Origin of the sequence: Pseudonocardia kunmingensis (assembly GCF_006716445.1) — a bacterium.
GTDB lineage: Bacteria > Actinomycetota > Actinomycetes > Mycobacteriales > Pseudonocardiaceae > Pseudonocardia > Pseudonocardia kunmingensis.
The window spans coordinates 410091-433928 of sequence record NZ_VFPA01000005.1; the positions used below are offsets into that span (position 1 = coordinate 410091).

General features: G+C 75.3%; 19 protein-coding genes. 4 read left to right on the plus strand and 15 right to left on the minus strand.

Annotated elements, in window-relative coordinates; all coding sequences use genetic code 11:
• Window positions 1-11 precede the first annotated feature (11 nt).
• Both pdxT and dnaE read right to left on the minus strand, forming a co-directional pair.
• On the minus strand, window positions 12-653 hold the full coding sequence (gene pdxT / locus FB558_RS35500; RefSeq protein ID WP_142061301.1) for a pyridoxal 5'-phosphate synthase glutaminase subunit PdxT: 642 nt from the start codon (window positions 651-653) through the stop codon (window positions 12-14).
• A complete protein-coding gene (gene dnaE / locus FB558_RS35505; RefSeq protein WP_142061303.1) occupies window positions 610-4224 on the minus strand; it encodes a DNA polymerase III subunit alpha in 3615 nt (1204 codons plus the stop codon). The genes pdxT and dnaE overlap by 44 nt, the downstream gene beginning before the upstream one ends.
• Window positions 4225-4348: 124 nt before the next feature.
• On the opposite strand from dnaE, the gene FB558_RS35510 reads away from it, so the two are divergent.
• Complete coding sequence (locus FB558_RS35510; protein WP_142061305.1) at window positions 4349-5284, plus strand: LysR family transcriptional regulator; 936 nt, start codon at window positions 4349-4351, stop codon at window positions 5282-5284.
• 14 nt (window positions 5285-5298) lie between these two features.
• Here FB558_RS35510 and FB558_RS35515 read toward each other — a convergent pair whose 3' ends face one another.
• On the minus strand, window positions 5299-6693 hold the full coding sequence (locus tag FB558_RS35515; protein WP_142061307.1) for an NAD-dependent malic enzyme: 1395 nt from the start codon (window positions 6691-6693) through the stop codon (window positions 5299-5301).
• 199 nt (window positions 6694-6892) lie between these two features.
• Between FB558_RS35515 and FB558_RS35520 the strand changes: the two genes are divergently transcribed.
• Together FB558_RS35520 and FB558_RS35525 are read left to right on the plus strand one after the other, a co-directional pair.
• Entirely contained in the window at window positions 6893-9079 is a 2187-nt protein-coding gene (locus tag FB558_RS35520; protein ID WP_142061309.1) for an elongation factor G-like protein EF-G2, read from the plus strand.
• Window positions 9080-9134: 55 nt separating this feature from the next.
• Entirely contained in the window at window positions 9135-10301 is a 1167-nt protein-coding gene (locus tag FB558_RS35525) for an MFS transporter (RefSeq protein WP_211367060.1), read from the plus strand.
• Here the strand turns inward: FB558_RS35525 and FB558_RS35530 are convergent.
• Genes FB558_RS35530 through FB558_RS35540 form a run of 3 tightly spaced genes read right to left on the minus strand, consistent with a single transcriptional unit; the run spans window position 10288 to window position 12695 of the window.
• Window positions 10288-11667: an SDR family oxidoreductase gene (locus FB558_RS35530; protein WP_142061311.1), complete on the minus strand. Its 1380-nt coding sequence runs from the start codon at window positions 11665-11667 to the stop codon at window positions 10288-10290. The two genes, FB558_RS35525 and FB558_RS35530, sit on opposite strands and share 14 nt — an antisense overlap.
• A 27-nt stretch (window positions 11668-11694) precedes the next feature.
• Window positions 11695-12003 carry an AzlD domain-containing protein gene (locus FB558_RS35535; protein ID WP_142061313.1) on the minus strand — a complete coding sequence of 103 codons (309 nt, stop codon included), beginning with the start codon at window positions 12001-12003 and terminating at the stop codon, window positions 11695-11697.
• Window positions 12000-12695 (minus strand): AzlC family ABC transporter permease, encoded by a 696-nt coding sequence (locus FB558_RS35540; RefSeq protein WP_142061315.1) that lies wholly within the window; start codon window positions 12693-12695, stop codon window positions 12000-12002. Before FB558_RS35540 ends, FB558_RS35535 begins: the two co-directional genes overlap by 4 nt.
• Before the next feature lie 54 nt (window positions 12696-12749).
• Between FB558_RS35540 and FB558_RS35545 the strand changes: the two genes are divergently transcribed.
• Window positions 12750-13304 carry a helix-turn-helix domain-containing protein gene (locus FB558_RS35545; protein WP_142061317.1) on the plus strand — a complete coding sequence of 185 codons (555 nt, stop codon included), beginning with the start codon at window positions 12750-12752 and terminating at the stop codon, window positions 13302-13304.
• Window positions 13305-13338: 34 nt separating this feature from the next.
• On the opposite strand, the gene FB558_RS35550 is transcribed toward FB558_RS35545, so the two are convergent.
• From FB558_RS35550 to FB558_RS35590, 9 genes are all read right to left on the minus strand, one after another.
• Window positions 13339-14277: a glycoside hydrolase family 16 protein gene (locus FB558_RS35550; RefSeq protein ID WP_211367061.1), complete on the minus strand. Its 939-nt coding sequence runs from the start codon at window positions 14275-14277 to the stop codon at window positions 13339-13341.
• Between the two features lie 210 nt (window positions 14278-14487).
• A complete protein-coding gene (gene pdxS, locus FB558_RS35555) occupies window positions 14488-15408 on the minus strand; it encodes a pyridoxal 5'-phosphate synthase lyase subunit PdxS (protein WP_094924589.1) in 921 nt (306 codons plus the stop codon).
• Between the two features lie 45 nt (window positions 15409-15453).
• A complete protein-coding gene (locus FB558_RS35560) occupies window positions 15454-15993 on the minus strand; it encodes an NUDIX hydrolase (protein ID WP_142061319.1) in 540 nt (179 codons plus the stop codon).
• Complete coding sequence (locus FB558_RS35565) at window positions 15990-17120, minus strand: glycosyltransferase family 4 protein (RefSeq protein WP_142062001.1); 1131 nt, start codon at window positions 17118-17120, stop codon at window positions 15990-15992. Before FB558_RS35565 ends, FB558_RS35560 begins: the two co-directional genes overlap by 4 nt.
• 14 nt (window positions 17121-17134) lie before the next feature.
• Window positions 17135-18067 carry a phosphatidylinositol mannoside acyltransferase gene (locus FB558_RS35570; RefSeq protein WP_246106996.1) on the minus strand — a complete coding sequence of 311 codons (933 nt, stop codon included), beginning with the start codon at window positions 18065-18067 and terminating at the stop codon, window positions 17135-17137.
• A complete protein-coding gene (pgsA, locus tag FB558_RS35575; protein WP_142061321.1) occupies window positions 18064-18720 on the minus strand; it encodes a phosphatidylinositol phosphate synthase in 657 nt (218 codons plus the stop codon). The genes FB558_RS35570 and pgsA overlap by 4 nt, the downstream gene beginning before the upstream one ends.
• Before the next feature lie 85 nt (window positions 18721-18805).
• Window positions 18806-19378: an HIT family protein gene (locus tag FB558_RS35580; protein WP_142061323.1), complete on the minus strand. Its 573-nt coding sequence runs from the start codon at window positions 19376-19378 to the stop codon at window positions 18806-18808.
• Between the two features lie 740 nt (window positions 19379-20118).
• On the minus strand, window positions 20119-22170 hold the full coding sequence (gene thrS / locus FB558_RS35585; protein WP_142061325.1) for a threonine--tRNA ligase: 2052 nt from the start codon (window positions 22168-22170) through the stop codon (window positions 20119-20121).
• A gap of 108 nt (window positions 22171-22278) precedes the next feature.
• On the minus strand, window positions 22279-23820 hold the full coding sequence (locus tag FB558_RS35590) for a hypothetical protein (RefSeq protein ID WP_142061327.1): 1542 nt from the start codon (window positions 23818-23820) through the stop codon (window positions 22279-22281).
• Between the last annotated feature and the right edge of the window lie 18 nt (window positions 23821-23838).

The window sequence follows — 23838 nt, forward strand, 5'->3', positions numbered from 1 at the left end:
CGTTCGTCCGGCTACCGCGTGACCGTGCGCTTCACCAGGTCGCAGAACAGGCCGTGCACGCGCAGGTCGCCGGTGAGCTCCGGGTGGAACGAGGTGGCGATCACCGAGCCCTGCCGCACCGCGACCGCGCGCCCGGCCGCGGCGCCGGCGTGCGCGCCGCTGACCGTGCGTTCCGGGACGGTGGCGAGCACCTCGACACCCGGTCCGACCGACTCGACCCACGGCGCCCGGATGAAGACCGCGCGCACCGGGCCGTCGACCAGGCCCGAGAACGGGAGGTCGGTCTCGAACGAGTCGACCTGGCGGCCGAACGCGTTGCGCCGCACCACGACGTCGAGCCCGCCGAGCTGCTGCTGGTCGGGCCGGCCGTCGAGCACCTCGCTCGCCAGCAGGATCATCCCGGCGCACGAGCCGTAGGCCGGCATCCCGTCCACGATCCGCTTGCGCAGGGGGTCGAGCAGGTCGAACGTCTGCAGCAGGCGGCTCATCGTCGTGGACTCGCCACCCGGGATCACCAGGGCGTCCACCGCGTCGAGCTCGGACGCCCGCCGCACCGCCACCGCCCGCACGTCACCGCAGGCGGTGAGCGCCGACACGTGCTCGCGGACATCACCCTGCAAGGCGAGCACGCCGATCACCGCAACCACGCCCACCAGCGTACGTCGCGGGGGCGACGCCGATCCCGGCCACGCCCTTGAGCTCGCCGAGCAGCGCCGCGGTGACCGCGACGGGGTGGGCGTCCAGCGCGAACAGCCGCGGGCCGCGCCGGCCGTCCAGGCGCACGTGCACCGGCGTGTCGCCGCGGTGCGCCTCCAGGGTGCGGCGCAGCTCGTCGACGGCGTCGGCGTCGAGCCGCTCGGGGGCGCAGGTCAGCACGAGGGGCTCGGGGCCGTCCCCGGCCGTGGCCAGGTCGAGCACGACGAGCTCGTCGCCGAACACCGACATCCGCTCCTCCCGCCAGTTCACCCGCCCCCGCACCACGACGGCGCGGTCCTCGGCGAGCTCCCCGCCGAGCGCCGCGTAGGCCTTCGCGAAGAACAGCACCTCCAGGCTCGCGTCGAGGTCCTCCAGGGTGCAGATCGCCCACGGCTCGCCCCGCTTGTCGACGCGCCGCTCCACGGCGGTGACCAGGCCGGCGACGATCACCTCCCCCTCGCGCGGCCGGTCGGCGAGCAGGCCGGCGATCGAGCGGTCGGCGTGCCGGCGCAGCAGCGCCTCGGCGCCGTCGAGCGGGTGGCCCGACACGTAGAGGCCCAGCATCTCCCGCTCCTGGGCGAGCAGCTGCGCCCGCGGGTACTCCTCGGGGCACAGCGGCAGGTGCGCCAGCGGGGAGACGGAAGCGGGCACCGTGCCCGGGTCCGGGTCCGGGTCCGCGCCGAACAGGTCGAACTGCCCCATCGCGGCCCGCCGCTTGAGCGGCACGACCGCGTCGACGGCCGCCTCGTGGACCTCGACGACGGCGCGCCGCGTGGCACCCAGCGACTCGAAGGCCCCCGCCTTCGCCAGTGACTCGAGGGCCCGCTTGCCGCACGCCACCAGCTCCGCCCGCTCCACGAAGTCGGTGAACGACCGGTAGGGCCCGCCCGCCTCGCGCGTGCGCAGGATCGAGTCGACCACGCCGCCCCCGACGTTGCGCACGGCCTCCAGCCCGAAGCGGATGTCGTCGCCGACCGCGGCGAAGCGCCGGGCCGAGGAGTTGACGTCCGGCACCAGGACGCGGATGCCGAGCTTCCGGCACTCGGCGAGGTACACCGCCGACTTGTCCTTGTCGTTGCCCACCGAGGTCAGCAGCGCCGCCATGTACTCGACGGGATGCCGCGCCTTGAGGTAGGCCGTCCAGTAGCCGACCAGCGCGTACCCGGCGGCGTGGGACTTGTTGAACGCGTACCCGGCGAACGGCAGGACCGTGTCCCACAGCGCCTGCACGGCCTCGTCCGAGAAGCCCTGCGCGCGCATCCCGGCGCGGAACCCGTCGAACTCGTCGGCGAGGACCTCCTTCTTCTTCTTGCCCATCGCCCGGCGCAGCACGTCGGCACGCCCCATCGAGTAGCCGGCCACCCGCTGCGCGATCTGCATGATCTGCTCCTGGTAGACGACCAGGCCGTGGGTCTCGGCGAGGATGTCGCGCAGGGGCTCGGCGAGCTCGGGGTGGATCGGCTCGACCCGTTGACGCCCGTTCTTGCGGTCGGCGTAGTTGTTGTGCGTGTTCATCGCCATCGGGCCCGGGCGGTACAGCGCGTTCACCGCGATGATGTCGCCGAACCCGGTGGGCCGCAGGCGCCGCAGCAGCTCCCGCATCGCGGCGCCGTCGAGCTGGAAGACGCCCAGGCTCTCACCGCGGGCCAGCAACGCGTAGGTCGCCGCGTCGTCGAGGGCGAGACCCTCGAGGTCGACCTCGACGCCGCGGTTGGCCGCGACGTTGTCGATCGCGTCGCCGACCACCGTGAGGTTGCGCAGCCCGAGGAAGTCCATCTTCAGCAGGCCGACGGCCTCGCACGAGGGGTAGTCCCAGCCGGTGATGACCGCGCCGTCGTCGCGGCGCCACAGCGGCACCGCGTCGATCAGCGGCTCGGCCGACATGATCACCGCGCACGCGTGCACGCCGGCCCCGCGGACGAGGCCCTCCAGCCCCCGCGCGGTCTCCATGATCGTCGCCACGCTCTCGTCGCGCTCCACGAGGGCGCGCACCTCTGCGGCCTCGGCGTAGCGCTCGTGCGCCGGGTCGACGATCCCGGCGAGCGGGATGTCCTTGGCGGCGACGGGAGGCGGCAGCGCCTTGGAGATCCGGTCGGCGATCGCGTAGCCGGCCTGCCCGAAGTGCACGCGCGCCGCGTCCTTGATCGCGGCCTTCGTCTTGATCGTGCCGAACGTGATGACCTGCGCGACGCGGTCCGCCCCGTACTTCTCGGTGGCGTAGCGGACCATCTCGCCGCGGCGGCGGTCGTCGAAGTCCATGTCGATGTCGGGCATCGAGACGCGCTCGGGGTTGAGGAAGCGCTCGAACAGCAGGCCGTGGTGGATCGGGTCCAGGTTCGTGATGCCCAGCGCGTACGCCACCAGTGAGCCGGCGGCGGACCCGCGACCGGGCCCGACCCGGATGCCCACGGCGCGCGCGTGGTCCATCAGGTCGGCGGTGATCAGGAAGTAGCCGGGGAAGCCCTTGGCCACGATCACGTCGATCTCGAACGCGGCGCGCTCGCGGTAGGCGTCGGGCACCCCGCCCGGCAGGCGCCGGGCCAGGCCCTCGGCCACCGTGTGCCGCAACCAGGACGCCGCGTCGTGGCCGGGCGGCACGTCGTACACCGGCATCCGGTCCCGGCCCCGGAAGACCTCCGCGTAGGAGCCGACGCGTTCGGCCACCTCCAGCGTGCGGTCGGCCGCGCCGGGCACCTCGACGTCCCAGTAGGCGCGCATCTCCGCCGGGGAGGCGAGGTGGTAGCCGTCGCCGTCGAAGCGGAACCGGGTCGGGTCGGTCAGCGTCCTGCCCGACTGCACGCAGAGCAGGGCGGCGTGGGCCTGCGCCTGGTCGCGGGTGACGTAGTGGGAGTCGTGGGTGGCCAGTGGCGGCAGGCCCAGCTGCCGCCCGACGTCGAGGAGGCCCTCGCGCACCGACCGTTCGACGGGCAGCCCGTGGTCCATCAGCTCGAGGTAGACGTTGCCGGCACCGAACACGTCCTTGAGATCGGACGCGGCCGCCGTCGCCTCCGCGCGCTGGCCGAGGCGCAGCCGCGTCTGCACCTCGCCGGACGGGCACCCGGTGGTGGCGATGAGCCCGCCCGCGTGCCGCTCCAGGAGCTCGCGATCCATCCGCGGCTTGCGGTAGTAGCCCTCCATGCTGGCCAGCGACGAGAGCCGGAACAGGTTGCGCAGCCCCTCCGCGTCCTGCGCCAGCAGGGTCAGGTGCGTGTACGCGCCCGCCCCGGACACGTCGCCGCCCTCCCCCAGCTCGTCGGTGCCGCGCTGGTGCGACTGCCCCCAGAACACCGGCTTGCGGTGGAAGCGTCCCGCCGGCGCGACGTAGGCCTCGATCCCGATGATCGGCTTCACACCGGTGCGGCCCGCCACCCGGTGGAACTCGTCGGCCCCGTAGAGGTTGCCGTGGTCGGTCATCGCGACGGCGGGCATGCCGAGCCGCTCGGCCTCGGCGAACAGCGGCGCGATCTTCGCCGCGCCGTCGAGCATCGAGTACTCGGTGTGGACGTGCAGGTGGGCGAACGAGTCCACGCGTACTCTCCTCGCGGTGGTGGGCCGGTGATCGGGGCACCGGCATCACATCGAGGACAGCGGCCTGCAGTCCAACACCGGACACGCTAGACCCCACAACCAACGGTTGTCACAGGAGGACAGGGTGGAGCTCGACCTCGGGGCGGTGCGCGCCTTCGTCGCCGTCACCGACCACCGCCGCTTCGGCGAGGCCGCCGACGAGCTCGGGATCAGCCAGCAGGCCGTCTCCAAGCGGATCGCGAAGCTCGAGTCCGACCTCGGCGCCGTCCTGCTGCACCGCGGGCCCGCCGGCGCGGAGCCCACCGAGGACGGCGCCGCCCTCCTGGTGCCCGCACGGGCGCTGCTCGGGGCGGCGGACCAGGCCGCCGACGCCGTGCGGTCCCGGAGGCGCGCGCTGCGCGTCGACGTGCTCGGCACGCGCCTGGCCGCGACCGAGCTGGTCCGGGACTTCCACGAGGCCACCGGCGCCGACGTCGAGATCATCACCTCCGACGGCCTGCGGTCCGCCGGGCCCGCGCTGCTGCGCGGAGCGGTCGACGCCGCGTTCGTGCGGGTGCTGGGGCCGGTCGACCCCGCGCTGGCGCACACCCCGGTCTGCCTCGACCCCCTGCACGTGCTGGTCGGCGCCCGGCACCCGCTGGCCGGTCGCCGGCAGGTGCGGATGGCCGAGCTCGCCAGCGCCACCGCGTGGATGCCCGGCAACACCCCGGGCACCGAGTGGACCGCCTGGTTCGCCGACCTCGCCGCCGAGTTCGCGGTCACCATCACCAACCGTGGGCCCGACTTCGGCTTCGACCACCTGCTCGACGAGGTCGCCCGTTCCGCCGACGTGCTCACGTTCGCGGGCGAGGGCGTGCGCGTGCCGTGGCACCCGGAGATCGTCCGGATCCCGGTGGCCCCGCCGGTGCCGGTCTACGCCCACTCGCTGCTGTGGCGGCGCGCCCACCGCCACCCGCTGCTGCCCGCCCTGATCGCCCACCTGCGCGCCGGCTACCGCCCGCCCACGCGCGCGCGGGTCTGGCTGCCCCCGGCCGAGCAGCACCTGTTCGCCGACCCCTGAGGGCCCGCGGTGCGTCAGACCGGGGCGACGTCCTTCTGCTTCGTGGCCTCGCGGACCGCCTCCGCGACGGCGGGGGCGACCGACGCGTCGAACACGCTCGGCACGATGAACGACGGGTTCGGCTCCGTGACGACGTCCGCGATCGCCGCCGCGGCGGCGAGCAGCATCGCGTCGGTGATGTCGCGGGCCTGCGCGTCGAGCAGGCCGCGGAAGACACCGGGGAACGCGAGCACGTTGTTGATCTGGTTCGGGTAGTCCGAGCGCCCGGTGGCCACCACGGCGGCGCGGGCCGTGGCGATGGCCGGGTCGATCTCGGGGTCGGGGTTGGCCAGCGCGAACACGATCGCGTCGTCGGCCATGGTCGCGAGCTCGTCGGCACCGAACAGGTTGGGTGCCGAGACGCCGATGAACACGTCCGCGTCCACCAGCGCGTCGGCAAGGGAGCCGGACGCGCCCTCGGCGTTGGTGTGGGCGGCGATCCAGCGCAGGTTGTCGTCCAGGCCGTCGCGGCCGGGGTGCACGATGCCGTCGATGTCGACGGCGAGGACGTCGCCCGGCGCGCTGGAGCGCAGCAGCCGGATGATCGCCGAGCCCGCGGCGCCGACCCCGCACACCACGACCTTGCAGTCGGTCAGCTTCTTGCCGACGACGCGCAAGGCGTTGCGCAGCGCGCCGAGCACCACGACGGCGGTGCCGTGCTGGTCGTCGTGGAAGACCGGGATGTCGAGCATCTCGCGCAGCCGGGCCTCGATCTCGAAGCAGCGCGGAGCCGCGATGTCCTCGAGGTTGATGCCACCGTAGGCGGGCGCGAGGATCTGCACGGTCCGGATGATCTCCTCGGTGTCCTGGGTGTCCAGGCACACCGGCCACGCGTCCACACCGGCGAACCGTTTGAACAGCGCCGCCTTGCCCTCCATCACCGGCATCGCGGCAGCCGCGCCGAGGTTGCCCAGCCCGAGCACCGCGGAGCCGTCGGTGACCACCGCGACGGTGTTGCGCTTGATCGTGAGCCGGCGCGCGTCGGCGGGGTTGGCCGCGATCGCCTGGCACACCCGCGCCACGCCCGGGGTGTAGGCGCGGGAGAGGTCGTCGCGGTTGCGCAGGCTGACCTTCGAGTGGACCTCGAGCTTGCCGCCCAGGTGCAGCAGGAACGTGCGGTCGGAGACCTTGCGCACGCGCACGCCGGGCAGCGACTCGAGGGCGGCGGTGATCTCCCCTGCGTGCGACTCGTTCAGCGCGTTGCAGCTGATGTCGACGACGAGCGTCGCGGTGTGCGACTCGACCACGTCGAACGCGGTGACGACCCCGCCGACGCGGCCGACCGCCATCGTGAGGTCACCCGCCGCGCTGGCGGAGGCGGGCACCTCGACCCGCGCGGTGATGGCATATCCGGGACCGGGAACGGGCACCCGCGCACCTTACCGGCGGCGGGCCGCGCGCCCGCACGCCGGGAGCAGCCGCCCGCGGCGCGGGCCCGGGACCGCCGTCGTCCCGCTGCTCGTGCCGGTCAGGGGTTGTGACCTCCGGGGACGGGGTGTGTGATGGCGGACACGTGACGCCCGGGCGGCGGCGCCCGGGCCTCGACGCAGTGTCGCGGAGGTGGTCCCCATGTCCGGCAGAGCAGCAGCGGTCAAGGAGAGCGGGCAGCGCGCCGGGGGCCGCTCGGCCGCGCCGACCGACCCCGCCCGGCTGCGCAACGTCGTCCTCGTCGGCCCGTCCGGAGCGGGGAAGACGACCCTGGTCGAGGCGCTGCTCGCCCACACGGGTGCGATCCCGCGGGCGGGCACGGTGCTGGACGGCACCACGGTCTGCGACCACGACCCGGCCGCGGTGCGCCAGCAGCGCTCGGTCGCCCTCTCGGTCGCCCCGTTCGACCACGACGACACGAAGATCAACCTCATCGACACCCCCGGGTACGGCGACTTCGTCGGTGAGCTGCGCGCCGGCCTGCGCGCCGCGGACGCCGCGCTGTTCGTGGTGCCCGCCGTCGAGGGGCGCGAGGGCGTGATCGACCCGGCCACCGTGGCGCAGTGGGAGGAGTGCGCCGCCGTCGGGATGCCGCGCGCGGTCGTCGTGGCGCGGTGCGACCACGCCCGCGCCGACCTGGAGGCCACCATCACCGCCTGCAGGCAGTCGTTCGGCGCCGGGGTCGCCCCGCTGTACCTGCCGCTGCGCGAGGGCGAGCGGCTGACCGGTCTCTACGGGCTGCTCTCGCGGACGCCGGAGGGGCAGGAGCCCGCAGGCGCCGAGGACGCGCGCAGCACGCTGATCGAGGGGATCATCGAGCAGTCCGAGGACGAGACGCTCATGGAGCGCTACCTCGCGGGCGAGGAGATCGAGCTCGCCACGTTGGTCGAGGACCTGGAGACCGCCGTCGCGCGCGGCGCGTTCCACCCCGTCATCCCGGTCTGCGCCACGTCCGGCGTCGGGTGCGACGCCCTGCTGGAGGTACTGGTCGGCGGCTTCCCGTCACCGCTGGAGCACCCGCTCCCCCGGGTCACGGGCATCGACGGCGCCGCGCACCCGCCGCTCACCGCCGACCCCGACGGCCCGCTCGCCGCGGAGGTCGTGCGCACCTCGGCCGACCCCTACGTGGGGCGCGTGTCGCTGGTGCGGGTGTTCAGCGGCACGCTGCGACCCGAGACCACCGTGCACGTCAGCGGGCACCACGCCACCGCCCGCGCCGCGGTCCCCGCACCGCGCTCGGCGCCGGACGAGCGCTCCGGTGGTGTCGACGGCGGGCACGACGGGGGGCACGACGGCGGGGAGGACGGCGGGCACGACGCCGACGAGCGGGTGGCCCACGTCTACGCGCCGCTCGGCTCCACGCTGCGCGAGGTCGACGCGTGCATCGCGGGCGACATCTGCGCGCTGACCAAGCTGAGCAGCGCCGAGACCGGCGACACGGTCTCGGCCGCCGAGCACCCGCTGCTGCTGTCGTGCTGGAACCTGCCCGACCCGCTCCTCCCGGTCGCGGTCGTGGCACGCACCCGCGGCGACGAGGACGCGATGGTGAAGACCCTCGCGAAGATCGTCGCGGCCGACCCGACGCTGCACCTGGAGCGCAACCAGGAGACCCACCAGACCGTGCTGTGGTGCATGGGCGAGGCCCACGCCGACGTCGTGCTCTCCCGGCTGCGCGCCGGGGGCGCCGACGTCGACACCGAGCCGGTGCGGGTGCCGATGCGCGAGACGATCGCGAAGCCCGCACGGGTGACCGGCCGGCACGTCAAGCAGTCCGGCGGGCACGGCCAGTACGCCGTGTGCCACGTCGAGTTCGAGCCGCTGCCCCGCGGCGCCGGGTTCGAGTTCCAGTCCCGGGTCGTGGGCGGCGCCGTGCCCACCCAGTTCATCCCGAGCGTCGAGAAGGGCATCCGCGCCCAGCTGAGCCGCGGGATCTCCGACTCCCACCACCCGGCCGTCGACCTGCGCGCGGTGCTCGTCGACGGCAAGGCCCACAGCGTCGACTCCTCCGACGCGGCGTTCCAGACGGCGGGCGCGCTCGCCCTGCGCGAGGCCGCCGCGGCCTGCGGCACGGTGCTGCTCGAGCCGTTCGACGAGGTGTCCGTGCGGGTGCCCGACGAGCACCTCGGCGCCGTGCTCGGCGACCTCTCCGGGCGCCGCGGCCGGGTGCTCGGCACCGACGTGGCCGGCCAGGGGCGCACCCTGGTGCAGGCCGAGGTGCCGTGCGCGGAGCTCCTGCGCTACGCGGTGGACGTGCGGGCGCTGACGGCCGGCACGGCGACGTTCACGCGCCGGTTCGCCCGCTACGACGTGGCGCCGTCCCCGGGCTGACACCACGCCCGCGCACGGAGCCGACGATCATGCGGCGCGGCGGTAGCGTGGGCCGGTGCGAGGACGCGCGGTACCGGCGTTGTGGACGGCCGTGTTCGTCGTGGCGTTCGGCACCAACGTGCCCACCCCGCTGCTGCTGATCTACCGCGACGAGCTCGGGCTCTCGTCGAACGCGCTGACCGGCGCGTTCGGCGTCTACGCCGCGGGCCTGGTGCCGGCGTTGCTGCTGGCCGGCCCGGTGTCCGACCGCGTCGGGCGGCGGCCCGTCGTCCTCCCCTTCGTGGTGCTGTCCGCGGTGACGTCGCTGCTGTTCCTCGGCGCGGGGTCGTCGGTGCTGCTGCTGTTCGCGTGCCGGTTCCTGCAGGGCGCGGTGTCGGGCGTGGTGTTCAGCGTCGGCACGGCGTGGCTGGGCGAGCTCGTCGGCGACCCGGGCCGGTCGGCCCGGTGGACGACGGCGGCGCTCGGCGGTGGGTGGGCCATCGGGCCGCTCACCTCCGGGTTGCTGGCGCAGTTCGCACCGGCGCCGACCGTGCTGCCCTACCTCGTGCACGTCGCGTTGATGCTGGTCGGGCTGGCGCTGCTGCCGGTCGTGCCCGAGACGCTGGCCGCGGCCGACCGGCGCGCGGGTCCGCTGATCCACCTCGGGGTCCCCGACGGTGCGCGGCTGCCGTTCACGCTGGTGGTGCTGCCGGTCGCGGTGGGCGTGTTCACGTTCCCGTCCACGGCCGTGACGGTGCTCCCGCTGCTGATGATCCCGTCGATGCCGCAGATCGCGGTGGCCGTCACCGGCGTCGTCGCGGGGGTCACGCTGCTGACCGGGGTGCTCGCCCAGCCGATCGGGCGCAGGCTGGGGGCCGTGCGGGGTGGGCCCGCCGGGCTCGCCACGGGCGCGGCGGGCCTCGGGCTGAGCCTCGTCGGCGTGGGGCTGGACGCGTGGCCGCTGCTGCTGCCGGTGGCGCTGCTGCTCGGGGTGGGCTACGGGCTGTGCCTGGCCGCGGGCCTCACGATGGTCGCCACGCTCGCGTCCCCGACCGCGCGCGGCGCGCTCACCGGCACCTTCTACGCCTGCGCCTACCTGGGCTTCGGGGCGCCGCTGCTGCTGTCCGTCCTGGGTGGGGCCGACGGGTTCGTGCTGCCGCTGGCCGAGCTGACGGTCGTGGTCGCGGTGGTGGCGGCCGCGCTGTCCCTGCCTGCGGCGCGGCGCCTCGTCACGCCGGGGTGAGCGGTGCCCGGGCGGCGACCCCGGCGGCGACCCCGGCGATCGTGCGGGCGGTCACGCCGAACACGAACCGGTGTGCGGGCAGCTGGGCGTACCAGTAGGCGCGGCCCGCGGTGCCGTGCGGGTGGAACGTCACGCGCTGGACGAGGCGGCTGCCGCCGTCGGCCGGCTCGACCCGCAGCTCGAGGCGCGCCGTGCCGGGCAGGCGCATCTCGGCCCGCAGGCGCAGCGCGCGTCCCGGCTCGACCTCCTCGATGCGCCACCAGTCCAGCGCCGCCCCGGGTGCGAGCCGCTCGGGCCGCGTCCGGCGCGCGCCCACTCCGCCGAGCAGCCGGTCGAGGGCGCCGCGCAGCGCCCAGGCACCCGGGAGCGTGTACCAGCCCGTGTCCCCGCCGAGGCCCGCGACGACGGACCACAGCGCCGCGGGCGGCGCCACCACCGGTTCGACGTGTTCGCTGACCAGCGGCTCGTCGGGTGCGCCCGCCGCGAGCGCGGCCCGCACCGCGTCGGCGTACGACGTGGGGCCCCCCGGTGGTGGCCCGTTGGGCGGCTCACCGTGGCACACGAGGTCGTGCGCCATCGACGCGAGCAGCGGACCCGCGAGGTGCCGGTCCACCGACGTCAGCGCCGCCACGGCGCGGGCGGTCAGGCGCGGCGCCGCACCCGGCACCGGGATCACGAGTGGCCGCGGCAGCCCGGCGATCTCGGCGCACCGGCCCACCAGCTCGGCGTAGGTGAGGACGTCGGGCCCCCCGACGTCGAAGTGGCCGTGGGTCCGCTCCGGCAGCTCGAGGCACCCCACCAGGTGGTGCAGGACGTCCTCGACGGCGATGGGTTGCGCGCGGTTCCACGCGCGGTCGGGCATCGGCAGCACCGGCGCCGCCGCGGCGAAGCGGCGGATCATCTCGAAGCTCGCCGATCCGGCCCCGACCACGATGCCGGCCTGCAGCACCGCCGTCGGCACCCCGGAGGCGAGCAGCAGCTCGCCGACCTCGCGGCGCGACGCGAGGTGCTCCGAGCTGCCCGGCCCGGCGGGTTGCAGCCCTCCGAGGTAGACGATCCGGCGCACGCCCGCCGCCCGCGCGGCCGTGGCCAGCGCCGACGCCGCCACCCGGTCCCGCTCGGCGAAGCCGGGGCCGTCCATCGAGTGCACGAGGTGGAACACCGCGTCGACGCCGCGGCAGGCGCTCGCCTGCGCGTCCGGGTCGGTGGCGTCGCCGTGCACGGGCTCGACCCGCTCGGCCCAGTCGTGCCGCGCGAGCCTGCCCGCGTCGCGCACGAGGCAGCGGACCTCGTGACCGCCACCGAGCAGTCGCGGCACCAGCCGGCTCCCGACGTAGCCGGTCGCTCCGATCACCAGACAGCGCACGGGCGCCAGCCTCCCGCACGCGGGCGGTCACGGCACGCCCAGCACCCGCAGACCGGCGGTCGTACCCGCCGCCAGGACCACGACCAGCACGAACGGCACCCGCCGCCACGCCGCGACGGCGCCGACGAGCACGCCTGCGGGGCGGGCCCAGCCGGCGAATCCCCCGTCCTCGGTCAGTGCGGCGGTCGCGATCAGCGCCACCAGCAGCGCGGTGGCGCCCAGGTCGAGGTAGCGCTCGACCCGCTCCGGCACGCGCATCCGGCCGCGCAGCACGATCCCGACGACGCGCAGCAGGTAGGTGCCCGCGGCGAGGGTGAGGACGGCGGTCCAGTTCACGACGTCCGCCCTTCGGGTGCCTCCACCGGCGCCCGGCCGGCGGCGACCAGCCCGAGGAGGCCGACGATCACCGGCACGCCCGGGGGCAGGTAGGGGGTGGCCACCAGCGCGACCACCGCGGCGGCGAGACCGACCCGGCGGGCGTCGGCCCGGCCCAGCGCGGGCAGCAGCATGGCCAGCAGCGCGGCCGGGAACGCCGCGTCCACGCCGAACGCGTCCGGGTCCGGGATGGCCGCGCCGGCGACCCGGCCCACCAGTGCGCCGACGTTCCAGAAGACGAACAGCAGGATCCCGCAGGCCCAGTAGGCCGCGCGGGCCCGTTCGCCGTTCCCCCGCGACCGGGAGAACGCGACGGACTCGTCGACCATCAGGTGCGCCCCGAGCAACCGGGCGGGCCAGCTGTCGCCGACGTTCCCGCCGATCGCCAGGCCGAACGGCACGTGCCGCGCGTTCATCACGAGCCCGGCGGCGACGGCGGCGACGACGTTCCCGCCGGCCGCCACCACCGCGACGACGAGGAACTGGGAGGCACCCGCGAACACGAGCACCGAGAGCGCGACCATGAGGACGAGCGGCACCCCGGCAGCGCCGGCCAGCGCGCCGAAGGACGCGCCGACGACGCCGACCGCGGCGGTGAGCGCGAGGGCGTCCCGGAGGTCGTCGGGGTGCAGTGTTCGGTACAGCGAACGCATGTCCACTACAGTGGACGCACCCGCCCGCGTTCGTCAAGCCGAACAAGGAGTCCGATGGACCGAACGACTCCCTTCGCCGCCATCGCCGCCGCCCTGCGCCGCGAGCGCGGCCGCCACGACCTCTCGCTCACCGAGCTCGCCCGCAGGGCCGGCATCGCCAAGTCCACGCTCTCGCAGCTCGAAGCGGGCACGGGCAACCCCAGCGTCGAGACGCTGTGGGCGCTCGCCGTGGCGCTCGACGTCCCGTTCAGCCGCCTGGTCGACCCCCCGACCGCGCCGGTCCACGTGATGCGGGCCGGTGAGGGGATCGCGATCGCGTCCGAGCACGCGCCGTTCACCGGCACCCTGCTCGCGGCCTGCCCGCCCGGCGCCCGGCGCGACCTGCACGTCATCACCGCCGAGCCCGGCGCGCCCCGCGAGGCGGACGGCCACATCCCGGGCACGGTCGAGCACATGCTCATCACGGCCGGCCGCTGGCGGGCCGGGCCGGACGGGGGCGAGGTCGAGCTCGGCGTCGGCGACTACGCCCGTTTCCCCGGCGACCGCCCGCACCGCTACGTCGCCCTGTCCCCCGGCTGCGCCGCGGTGCTCGTGATGGAGTACTCGTGACGGAGTACTCGTGACGGGTCGCGCCTGCGGGGGGTCACCGCGTCGCCGGGTCGGGCGTCCCCTCGGTCAGCCCGCTCTCGACACGGGTGGCGGTGGCGGGGTCCGAGGGCGCCCGCTGAGCGGAGCCCGGGGCCGGCGCGGGCCCCACGGCCTCGTCGGCCGGCTCGCTGCGCTGCCCCTCGTCGAGCGGGTAGCGCGTCACCCAGTCGACGTGCATCGTCGACTCCTGCACCTCCCCCTCCCCGTCCTCGGGGAACCAGTCGAGCTGGATGCACAGGTGCATGGCGCGCGGCGGGAGGATCTCGGTGTCCTCGGTGCGCCACCACTCCTTCCCGTCCACGAACGCCGCCACGTGGTCGGGGGTCCACTCGACCGCCCAGTTGTGCCACTGCGTCGCGTCGATCTGCACCTCGCCGACCACCTGGTCGTTGTCCTCCCCGTAGTGCAGGAAGATGTTCGTGGTCTGGCGGGTGTGGTCCATCATCTCCATGAAGTCGATCTCGCCACCCACCGGGAAGTCCTCGGCGTCGGGCCACAGGAGCAGCAGGGCGTTGTAGCTCTCGTCGCTCGCGGGTGCGCGCACCCGGCCCTCCCAGCGCCCGTACTTCTGCCCCGGACCCCAGGCCATGCCCGCGGTGTTGCCCTGCGCGTCACCGGTGATCGTCAGGATGCCGTCCTCGATGCTGACGGCGTCCGGCGTGCGCCGTCCGTTGTCGGCGTGCCCGGGGCCGTCGTAGACGTTCCAGGCCTCGCCCAGCGGCCCGTCGAACTCGTCGACGCGGTTGGGCTCCCCCCAGCCGAACGCGGCCGCGGCGCTGGTCTCGTGCCCCGCAGACTGTCCTGCCTGGTCCGGGGCCTGGTCCGGGGCCGTGGGGCGTGGGGGGTCCGGCGGGGCCGGCGCCGCGACAGCCGCCGTCGACAGGGCGAGCAGCATCGTCCCCGCGATCCCGCAGACCGTGAGCCAGCGCCTCATGCGTCTCCTCCGCCACTCCAGTCCCGAACCGGACAGGACGGACGCTAGGCGGGGGCGGTGACTCCAGCAGGGCGGGTCACCGGACCGGGTGCGGGAGCCGACCCGGACGGGTGAGCACGTCGGCTACGCGACGCCTCGACGACACGAGCCGTACACCAGCGCCGTCGGTGCGACGTCGGTGTACGGCTCGCGGCGGTCAGGCGGGCTGGCTCACCAGCCGCGGTCGGCGTAGCGCTGCTCGGCGGGCAGCTCGGCGACGTTGATCCCGACCATCGCCTCGCCCAGCCCACGGGAGACCTTCGCGATGACGTCGGGGTCGTCGTGGAACGTGGTGGCCTTGACGATGGCCGCGGCGCGCTGTGCCGGGTCGCCGGACTTGAAGATGCCCGAGCCCACGAACACGCCCTCGGCGCCCAGCTGCATCATCATCGCCGCGTCGGCCGGGGTGGCGATGCCGCCCGCGGTGAACAGCACGACCGGCAGCTTGCCGGCCTGCGCCACCTCGCGCACCAGCTCGACCGGTGCGCGCAGCTCCTTCGCCGCCACGAACAGCTCGGCCTCGTCGAGCGCGGCGAGCTTGCGGATCTCCGAGCGGATCGAGCGCATGTGCCGGGTGGCCTCGACGACGTTGCCGGTGCCGGCCTCGCCCTTCGAGCGGATCATGGCGGCACCCTCGGAGAGGCGGCGCAGGGCCTCGCCCAGGTTGGTGGCACCGCACACGAACGGCACCGTGAACGCCCACTTGTCGATGTGGTGCGCCTCGTCGGCGGGCGTGAGCACCTCGGACTCGTCGACGTAGTCGACGCCGAGCGACTGCAGCACCTGCGCCTCGACGAAGTGGCCGATGCGGGCCTTGGCCATCACCGGGATCGACACGGCCTCGACGATGCCCTGGATCATGTCCGGGTCGCTCATGCGCGCCACGCCGCCCTGCGCGCGGATGTCGGCGGGCACCCGCTCCAGCGCCATGACGGCGACGGCGCCGGCGTCCTCGGCGATCTTCGCCTGCTCCGGCGTGACCACGTCCATGATCACGCCACCCTTGAGCATCTCCGCCATCCCGCGCTTGACGCGGGCGGTACCCAGCGCCGACTCGGTGGATCCGGTGGCGGGTGTTTCGGGGGAGGACACGGCGTCTACCTCTCGGTTCTGCTGCAGGAAACACCCGATCCTACGTCAGGCGGGAGGCGCCAACCGCCGCCGCACGGGGGCGGCGGTCGTCACACCGGCCTCGGCGTCGGCGATCTCGAAGTACTCCGGCATCGGCGCCGTGCCTGCGAGGTGCAGCCAGCGCACCAGCCGCCGCGATCGCAGGCCGCGGGTGTCGCGGACGGCGTCGTTGTGCACCCGCCGGGCGAGGACGACCAGCTGCTCGGCGTCGACCAGCTCCTCGAGCACCGCGTCGGGCAGCCGGGAGCGGTCGAGCGCGGCGAGCGCGCGGCCGAGCAGGTTCTCCGCGGCCTCCCGGTCGGTCCCCGTGGCGCGGGCCTGCCGGGTGGCCGCCACCGCCCGCGTCACCGCGTCGGCCCGGTCCCGGCGCAGCACCGCGGCCACCGCCACCGCGGCCGCGGCGCGCCGCTCGAGCGCGGCCTCCAGCCCGTCGCGCGCCGCGTCGGTGCGCACGTGCAGGCGGTCCAGCCGCCGGATGCGGGTGGCGACCAGGGTCACGACCCCCACCAGCACCAGCCCCACGAGCAACCACAGGACGACGGTCATCGCAGGCCCTGCGCCGCGACCCGCCGCGGGTCCGCCGCGACCGCCGCACGGTAGACCCGCACCACCGCGGCCGCGACCGCGGGCCAGCCGAAGTCCTGCGCGCGCACCCGACCCGCCGCGGCGAGGGCGGTGCGGTGCGCGGGGTCGTCCAGCAGGGCCGCCAGCCGCTCGGCGAGCGCCGCCCCGTCCCCGGTCGGGAACAGCACGCCCGCCGCCGGCTCCCCGAGCACGTCGCGGAAGGCGTCCAGGTCGCTCGCCAGCACCGGGGCCCCGGCCGCGAGCGCCTCCGCGAGGACGATGCCGAAGCTCTCGCCTCCGGTGTTGGGCGCGCAGAACACGTCCATGGAGCGCAGGGCCGCGGCCTTGGTGGCGTCGTCGACCGGGCCGAGGACGTCGAGCCGGTCGGCCACCGGCCCGGCCGCGCGGCGCAGCCCGGCCGCGTCACCGCGGCCCACGACCAGGACCCGCAGCCGCGGCCGGTCGGGCGCCAGCCTGCGGACGGCGTCGAGGAGGACGGGCATGCCCTTGCGCGGCTCGTCGAACCGGCCCAGGAACCCGACCGTCTCCGGCCGCGGGTACCCGGGAAGGGGTGCTCCGGCCGCGAACTCCTCCACGTCGACCCCGTTGGGGATCTCGACGGCGTCCCCGCCCAGGTGCTCCACCTGCACGCGCCGGGCCAGCGGCGACACGGCGATGCGCGCCGTGACCTTCTCCATCAGCGGCTGCAGCACCCCGCCGAACGCGGCGAGCGCCCGCGAGCGCTCGGTGGAGGTGTGGAAGGTCGCCACGATCGGCCCCTCCGCGGCGAGCAGCGTGAGCACCGAGAGGCTCACCGTCGTCGGCTCGTGCAGGTGCAGCACGTCGAACGTGTGCTCGGCGAGCCAGCGGCGCGCCCGTGCGTAGGTGAGCGGGCCGAAGCTCACCCGCGCGACGGACCCGTTGTAGGGCACCCCGAGGGCCCGGCCGGCGGGCGTGACGAACCCGGGCACCGCCGTGCCCTCCGCCGCGGGCGCGAGCACGCTCACGGTGTGGCCGAGGCGTTCCAGCGCCCCGGCGAGCCCCACGACGTGGGCCTGCACGCCGCCCGGCACGTCGAGCGAGTACGGGCAGACGATCCCCACCCGCAGTGCCCCGCCGCTGCTCATCCCGGCTCCCGGTCCGCGGTCCACAGGGGCTGCAGCGCGTGCCAGTCCTCCGGGGCCTGCGCGATGAGCCGGGCGAACGCGTCCGCGATCGCCTGGGTGGCCTTCGCGACGGAGTCCGGGGAGCGTTCCACCGGCACCGGATCGGCGATCGGCACCACCCACCCGTCGCGGCTGAAATGGGGGTAGGCCGGCATCAGGACCGCGCCCGTCAGCGCCGCGAGCCGCGCCGGGCCCGCCGGGAAGCGCGCCGGCTCACCGAAGAACGAGACCTCGACGCCCGAGCCGGCCAGGTCGCGGTCGGCCACCAGGCAGACCACGCCGCCGGCCCGCAGCCGGCGGGTGAGCGCCCGGTGGGCGGCCGTGCCCGCCTCCGCGGCGACGACCTCGAACCCGAGCGCCTCGCGGTAGGCCAGGAACCGGCGGAAGAGCGACTCCGGGCGCAGCCGCTGGGCCATCGTCGTGAACACGGGTTCGTGGCCGAGCCCGCGCAGCGTCTCCACCACCCAGACGCCCGCCGCGTCCCAGTTGCCGCTGTGGGGCACCGCGAACACGACGCCGCGTCCGGCCGCGATCGCGTCGAAGAACGGCCCCGTGCCCGAGATGCCCTCGTCCATGCGGGCGTGCACCGCCTGCGCGTCCCCCGGCCGCAGGCGGAACATCTCGCACCAGTAGCGCGCGTAGCTGCGCAGCCCGGCGCGGACGAGCCGGTCCAGCTCGGCCGGTGTGGCGGCCGGCACGACCCGGCCGAGGTTGGCGCGCAGGCGCACGGCAGGGCCGGCGCCGGTGCGCGCGGCGAGGTCGGCGGCGAGCCGGAACACCCCCGCCGCCGCACCCGCGGGCAGCGCGCGCACCAGCCGCCACGCCGCGGCGTACTGGGCGTCGGCGAGCCGCTCCGCGACCGGCACCCGGTCCGCTCTCGCCGCGGTCACGGGTTCGGCGCCGCGTCGGCCGGTCCGGGCGCGGCAGGCGGTGGGACCGCCCGTGCCTGCGCCGCGCGGTACACGATCGCGATCCGCTGCCCCACCGTCCACAGCGACGCCACCGCCAGCACCCACAGCGCGACGTGCAGCGCGTACGGCACGCCCAGCCCGTGCAGCCCGCAGCCGACCAGCGCGATGATCAGCCGCTCCGCCCGCTCGACGAGCCCGCCCTCGACCACGAGCCCGGCGCCCTCGGCCCGCGCCTTGATGTAGGAGACGAGCTGGCCCGCCACCAGGCACAGCAGCGCCGCGACGCCGAGCACCCGCTGCTCCCCCACCCCCAGGCACCACCAGGCGAGGCCCGCGAACAGGGCGCCGTCGGCGACGCGGTCGCAGGTGGAGTCGAGCACCGCGCCGAAGACCGTGCTGTGGCCGCGGGCGCGCGCCATCGCGCCGTCGAGGAGGTCGAACAGCACGAACAGCGTGATCACGGCGGCGCCGACGAACAGCTCGTCACGCGGCAGGAACCACAGCGCGGCGGCCACCGATCCCACGGTGCCGGCGACGGTGACGACGTCGGGCGCGACGCCGCGCGCGACCAGCCAGCGGGCGAGGGGCTCGGTCACGCGGTTCACGTGCACGCGGGCGAAGACGTTGAGCATGGACTCCTGCTTGAGACTCCGGCCTGGGTTTCCGGCTCGGTCGCCGGTACCCGGGCTGCCGGCCGCCGCCTCTACCCCACCCAGCCTACTGCGGGTGCTCGTGCCGGTCCGGCGGCGCGCCGGGTGCGGGCCACGCCGACGCCAGCAGCGCCCGGGTCTCGGACAGCAGCTGCGGGATCACCTTCGTCTGCCCGACGACGGCGATGAAGTTGGCGTCGCCGCCCCAGCGCGGCACCACGTGCTGGTGCAGGTGCTCGGCGAGCGACCCGCCGGCGACCGTGCCCAGGTTGAGCCCGACGTTGAACGCGTGCGGCGCCGCCACCCGCTTCATCGCCCGCACCGCCGCCTGCGTGAACACCATCAGCTCCGCCGCCTCGTCGGCGTCGAGGTCCTCGAGCTCGGCGACGTGGCGGTAGGGCAGCACCATCAGGTGCCCCGGGTTGTAGGGGTGCAGGTTCAGCACCGCGTAGACCGTCGCCCCGCGCGCCACGACCAGGCCCTCCTCGTCGGACAGGCCCGGGATGCGGCAGAACGGGCACCCGGTGGAGCCGGCCTCCTTGATGTAGGCCAGCCGGTGCGGGGTCCACAGCCGCCGGAACCCGTCGGGCGTCCCGACGCCGTCCCGCGGCTCCAGGTCGGGGTCGCCCGGGTCGGTCATGGAGCGATCCTATGCGCGGCTGCCCACGAGTCGGGGCCACGCCCTCCCGCGGCCGACGCACTCCCGTCGGCACCTGGAGCGCGGGCCGCATGCGCTCGCCGGCTTCGATCACGCGGCGGCGCGGGTCCTCACGACCGCGTTCACGTCCCCCTCGCCGGGGTGATCGCCAGGAGTGGTGTGAGGGCGACAGAACTGACGCCCTCACACCACTCCTGCTGATCATGGCTGTTCCCGCGTTCCGCGGAACGCGCCCGTCCACGACCCCGTCGACGTCATGGGTCCTCGGCCCGCGGTCGCAGACCCATGGTGTCGATATGGTCAGGGAATCCTTCTGTGGGCGCGCCGTTCCCGGCTCGAGGCCACTGCCGCCCGCCCCGGCCCGGGGCCTTCGGCGCAGTCCCCCCGGTCCCCCTGGCCCCGTCCCGTCGGCGACGTGGCCGGGTCGGGCCGACTATCGAAATAGTGTGGTCGGCCGGGCGGCCGTCCCCGACATGGCCCAGGCCCGTTCCGGACCAGAACGTCGCTGCCGGGTGGGTGCTCACCTGGCTGCGGTCCCGATCCACCCCGCCCCGGTGATCATCGGACCGGCCCGCGGACATCCAGGCGCCCTTGATCGTCGGGAACGGGACATGCGCTGCACGGGGAGCGTGTTGCCCAATCGCCAGGCTCCCATCCGGACGAACGGCACCCTCGTCGGTACCTAGCCGACGAAAGTGCCGTTCGTCAGGCGGGTGAACGTCTCACGGGGTCGCTGCGAACACGTCCCCGGTCGGCGAGGTGTTCGTGCGGCTGGCGATCCAGTCCACCACGGCGGCCACCGCGTCGGCCGCGGGCATGCCGTTGAGCTGGCTGCCGTCGCGGAACCGGAAGCTGACCGCGCCCGCCTCGGCGTCGCGGCCACCCACCAGCAGCATGAAGGGCACCTTCTGCAGCGTGTGGGTGCGGATCTTCTTCTGCATCCGGTCGTCGCTCGCGTCCACCTCCACGCGCACGCCCTTCGCCCGCAGCTGCGCCGCGACGTCGGTGACGTAGGGCACCTGCTCGTCGGTGACCGGGATGGCCACGACCTGCACGGGCGCGAGCCAGGCCGGGAACGCCCCGGCGTAGTGCTCGGTGAGCACGCCGAAGAACCGCTCGATGGAGCCGAACAGCGCGCGGTGGATCATCACCGGCTGCCGGCGGGACCCGTCGGCAGCCGTGTACTCCAGGTCGAACAGCCCCGGCTCCATGAGGTCGACCTGGATGGTCGAGAGCTGCCAGCTGCGCCCGATGGCGTCCTTGACCTGCACGCTGATCTTGGGCGCGTAGAACGCGGCCCCGCCCGGGTCGAGCACCAGCTCCAGCCCGCTGGCCTCGGCGGCCTCGCGCAGGGCGTTCGTGGCGCGCTCCCAGTCCTCGTCGGAGCCGATCGACTTCTCCGGGTCGCGGGTGGACAGCTCCAGGTAGAAGTCGTCCATGCCGTAGTCGCGCAGCAGGTCGAGCACGAACTGCAGCAGCGAGCGGATCTCGCCCAGCATCTGCTCCTGCGTGCAGTAGATGTGGGCGTCGTCCTGGCTGAAGCCGCGCGCCCGGGTGAGCCCGTGCACCACGCCCGACTTCTCGTAGCGGTACACGCCGCCGAACTCGAACAGCCGCAGCGGCAGCTCCCGGTACGACCGCCCGCGCGCCCGGAAGATCAGGTTGTGCATCGGGCAGTTCATCGGCTTCAGGTAGTAGTCCTGCCCCTGCTTGCGCACGGTGCCGTCGGCGTTGCGCTCCTCGTCGAGGTGCATCGCCGGGTACATGCCCTCGCGGTACCAGGACAGGTGCCCCGAGGTCTCGAACAGCTGCGCCTTGGTGATGTGCGGGGTGTTGACGAACTCGTAGCCCGCCTCCTCGTGGCGGCGCCGCGAGTAGTCCTCGAGCTCCTTGCGGATCACCCCGCCCTTCGGGTGGAAGACCGGCAGCCCGGAGCCGATCTCGTCCGGGAACGAGAACAGGTCCAGCTCGGCGCCCAGGCGGCGGTGGTCGCGGCGCTCGGCCTCGGCGATCCGCTCCAGGTGCGCGTCGAGGGCCTCCTGGCTCTCCCACGCGGTGCCGTAGATCCGCTGCAGCTGCGGGTTCTTCTCGTCGCCGCGCCAGTAGGCGGCGGCGCTGCGCATCAGCTTGACCGCCGGGATGAACTTGGTGGTGGGCAGGTGCGGGCCGCGGCACAGGTCGGACCAGACGGTCTCACCGGTGTGCGCGTGCACGTTGTCGTAGATGGTGAGCTCGCCGGACGCGTCCACCTCCACGACGTCCTCACCGGGAGCACCCTTGAGGTCGATCAGCTCCAGCTTGTACGGCTCGTCCGCGAGCTCCTTGCGGGCGTCCTCGCGCGAGTCGAAGCGGCGGCGGGAGAACCGCTGCCCGGCCTTGATGATCTTCTTCATGGCCGACTCGAGCTTGCTCAGGTCGTCCGGGGTGAAGGGCTCCTCGACGTCGAAGTCGTAGTAGAAGCCGTCGGTGATGGGCGGGCCGATGCCGAGCTTGGCGTCCGGGCGCAGCTGCTGCACGGCCTGCGCGAGCACGTGGGCGGCCGAGTGCCGGATGACGCTGCGGCCGTCGTCGGTGTCGGCGGCGACCGGCTCGACCTCCACCTCGGACTCCGGCGACCACGCGAGATCGCGCAGCTGCCCGCCGGAGTCGCGGACGACGACCACGGCTGCGGGGCCCGCGGTGGGCAACCCCGCTTCCCGCACCGCGGTGCCGGCCGTCGTCCCGGCCGGCACCCGGACGGGGGCGGACGCGGGACGGGGTGCGGGCGCGGACACGGGAGACCTCCACAGGTTTCGGACCCGGGCGCGGACCGCCCGAGGTGCACCGATGCTAGTCAGGGTCCGCGAGCCGGTTTCCGGCACGCCGCCCACCGGTGGGACGCACTAGCCCAGGCGGTGCAGCCCCGCGAGCACGCGACGCATCGTCGTGAGGTCCGCGACCCACGCCTGGCGGAGCACGGCCGGCGTGAACACGGGCCGGGGCGGCGTCGTCACCGGCGCGGGCCGGCGGCGTGGCAACGCCCCCACCGGGGGCAGCGCGAGCACCGCGAGCGCCCCCGAGCGCGTCACCGGCGAGCCCCCGTCGACCGCGACCAGCGCCGGTTCCTGTCCCCCGCTGCCACCGGTCGGGCGCGGCCGCGGGAGGGCGGGCGCGGGCGGCCGGGCGAGCGGGTGCCCACCGGACGGGTCCGGCTGCGGGCCGCCCGCCTCCGCCGACGAGCGGGGCGACGGGGCCTGCCGAGGCACCGCAGCTCGGTGGGGATCCGGGGCCTGGCGGGGCACCGGGGTCCGGTGGGGCGCCGGTGCTTCGCCGGGCACCGGGGCGGGCCGCCCGCCGAGCGGCACCGGGCGCATCGACGGCACCGTGGACTGCGCGTCGAGCGCGGGTCCGCCCGGGTCGGGCGGACCGGCGGGACGGTCGGACCACGCAGAGCCGCGACCCGTGTCCCGGACGCCGGACGCAACGGCGGCACCGGGCGGTTCCGCCGGCGCCCGCAGGTCCGCGGGAGCCGGCGGGCGGGCCGCGGGCGGGCCACCGGCCGGTGCGTCCGGGACGCGGTCCGCGCGGGTATGCGAGGCGCCGACCGCGCGCGGTCGTGGCGCCGGTGGCCGGGGCGCGGCAGCACGACCTCCTGCGGGATCGGAGGCGGCGGGACCTGCGGTGGCGAAGTCGGGGCCTGCGGCGTCCGACGCTCCGGAGCCGCCGGGCGGCACCGGGCCGGGCGACGGGAGCGACCCGCCGGGCAGGCGGGGCTGCGGGCCGGTGTCGGCGAGGCCACCGCCCCGTTCCGCCGCGGCACGGCGCCGGCCCTCCTGGGGCGCGACCGGGGCCTGCGCACCGCTCGATCCCCCGTCCCGGAGATCGGCAGAGCCGGCCTCACGACCGTCCCCGCCGCGGAGGTGGCCCTCCTGACGTACGGGGGACGCCGGATCGGCGGGTGGGGTCGTGGTGAACCGCGGGAGGGCGGCCGGGCGGGCCGGCACCCCGGTCGGCGGGGCGCCGGCGTCCGGCGCGTCCTCGCCTTCCTCGTCGACGGCCGCCGCGACCGCGCGTCGCACCTCGGCGTCGGCGAGCCCGCGCCGGACGGTGGCGATGTCGCCGCGGGCCGGGTCCAGCCGCACGTGCAGCACCGCACCCTCGCACTCCCGCAGCACGTGGACGGTGGCACCGAGGGTGACGACGAGGTCCTCGAGCCACTCGCCGCGGCCCCGGCCCATCGCGGCGGCGCTGCGGGCGAGCGCCAGGAGGGCCGTGACGTCGTCGCCGTCGGCGAGCCCGACCTCGGCCAGCACGGCGCCGCTCCCGCGCACCGCCCGGACGGCCTGCGCCCCCGCGGACCGCAGCAGCCCGGTGAGCAGGGTGGCGAGCGGGGGCCGGTCGGGCACCGCCTCGGGCGCGAGCGGATGGCGGGGAGCGGGGAGCATCAGGGAAGAGTCTCTCGG

Bases quoted from the DNA above. Each gene is read 5' to 3' on its own strand.
- FB558_RS35560 (WP_142061319.1), bottom strand. From the start codon at position 15,993: ATGACCGTCGTCCTGTGGTTGCTCGTGGGGCTGGTGCTGGTGGGGGTC.
- FB558_RS35550 (WP_211367061.1), bottom strand. From the start codon at position 14,277: ATGAGGCGCTGGCTCACGGTCTGCGGGATCGCGGGGACGATGCTGCTC.
- pgsA (WP_142061321.1), bottom strand. From the start codon at position 18,720: ATGCTCAACGTCTTCGCCCGCGTGCACGTGAACCGCGTGACCGAGCCC.
- FB558_RS35520 (WP_142061309.1), top strand. From the start codon at position 6,893: ATGTCCGGCAGAGCAGCAGCGGTCAAGGAGAGCGGGCAGCGCGCCGGG.
- FB558_RS35540 (WP_142061315.1), bottom strand. From the start codon at position 12,695: ATGCGTTCGCTGTACCGAACACTGCACCCCGACGACCTCCGGGACGCC.
- FB558_RS35580 (WP_142061323.1), bottom strand. From the start codon at position 19,378: ATGACCGACCCGGGCGACCCCGACCTGGAGCCGCGGGACGGCGTCGGG.
- FB558_RS35590 (WP_142061327.1), bottom strand. From the start codon at position 23,820: ATGCTCCCCGCTCCCCGCCATCCGCTCGCGCCCGAGGCGGTGCCCGAC.
- FB558_RS35545 (WP_142061317.1), top strand. From the start codon at position 12,750: ATGGACCGAACGACTCCCTTCGCCGCCATCGCCGCCGCCCTGCGCCGC.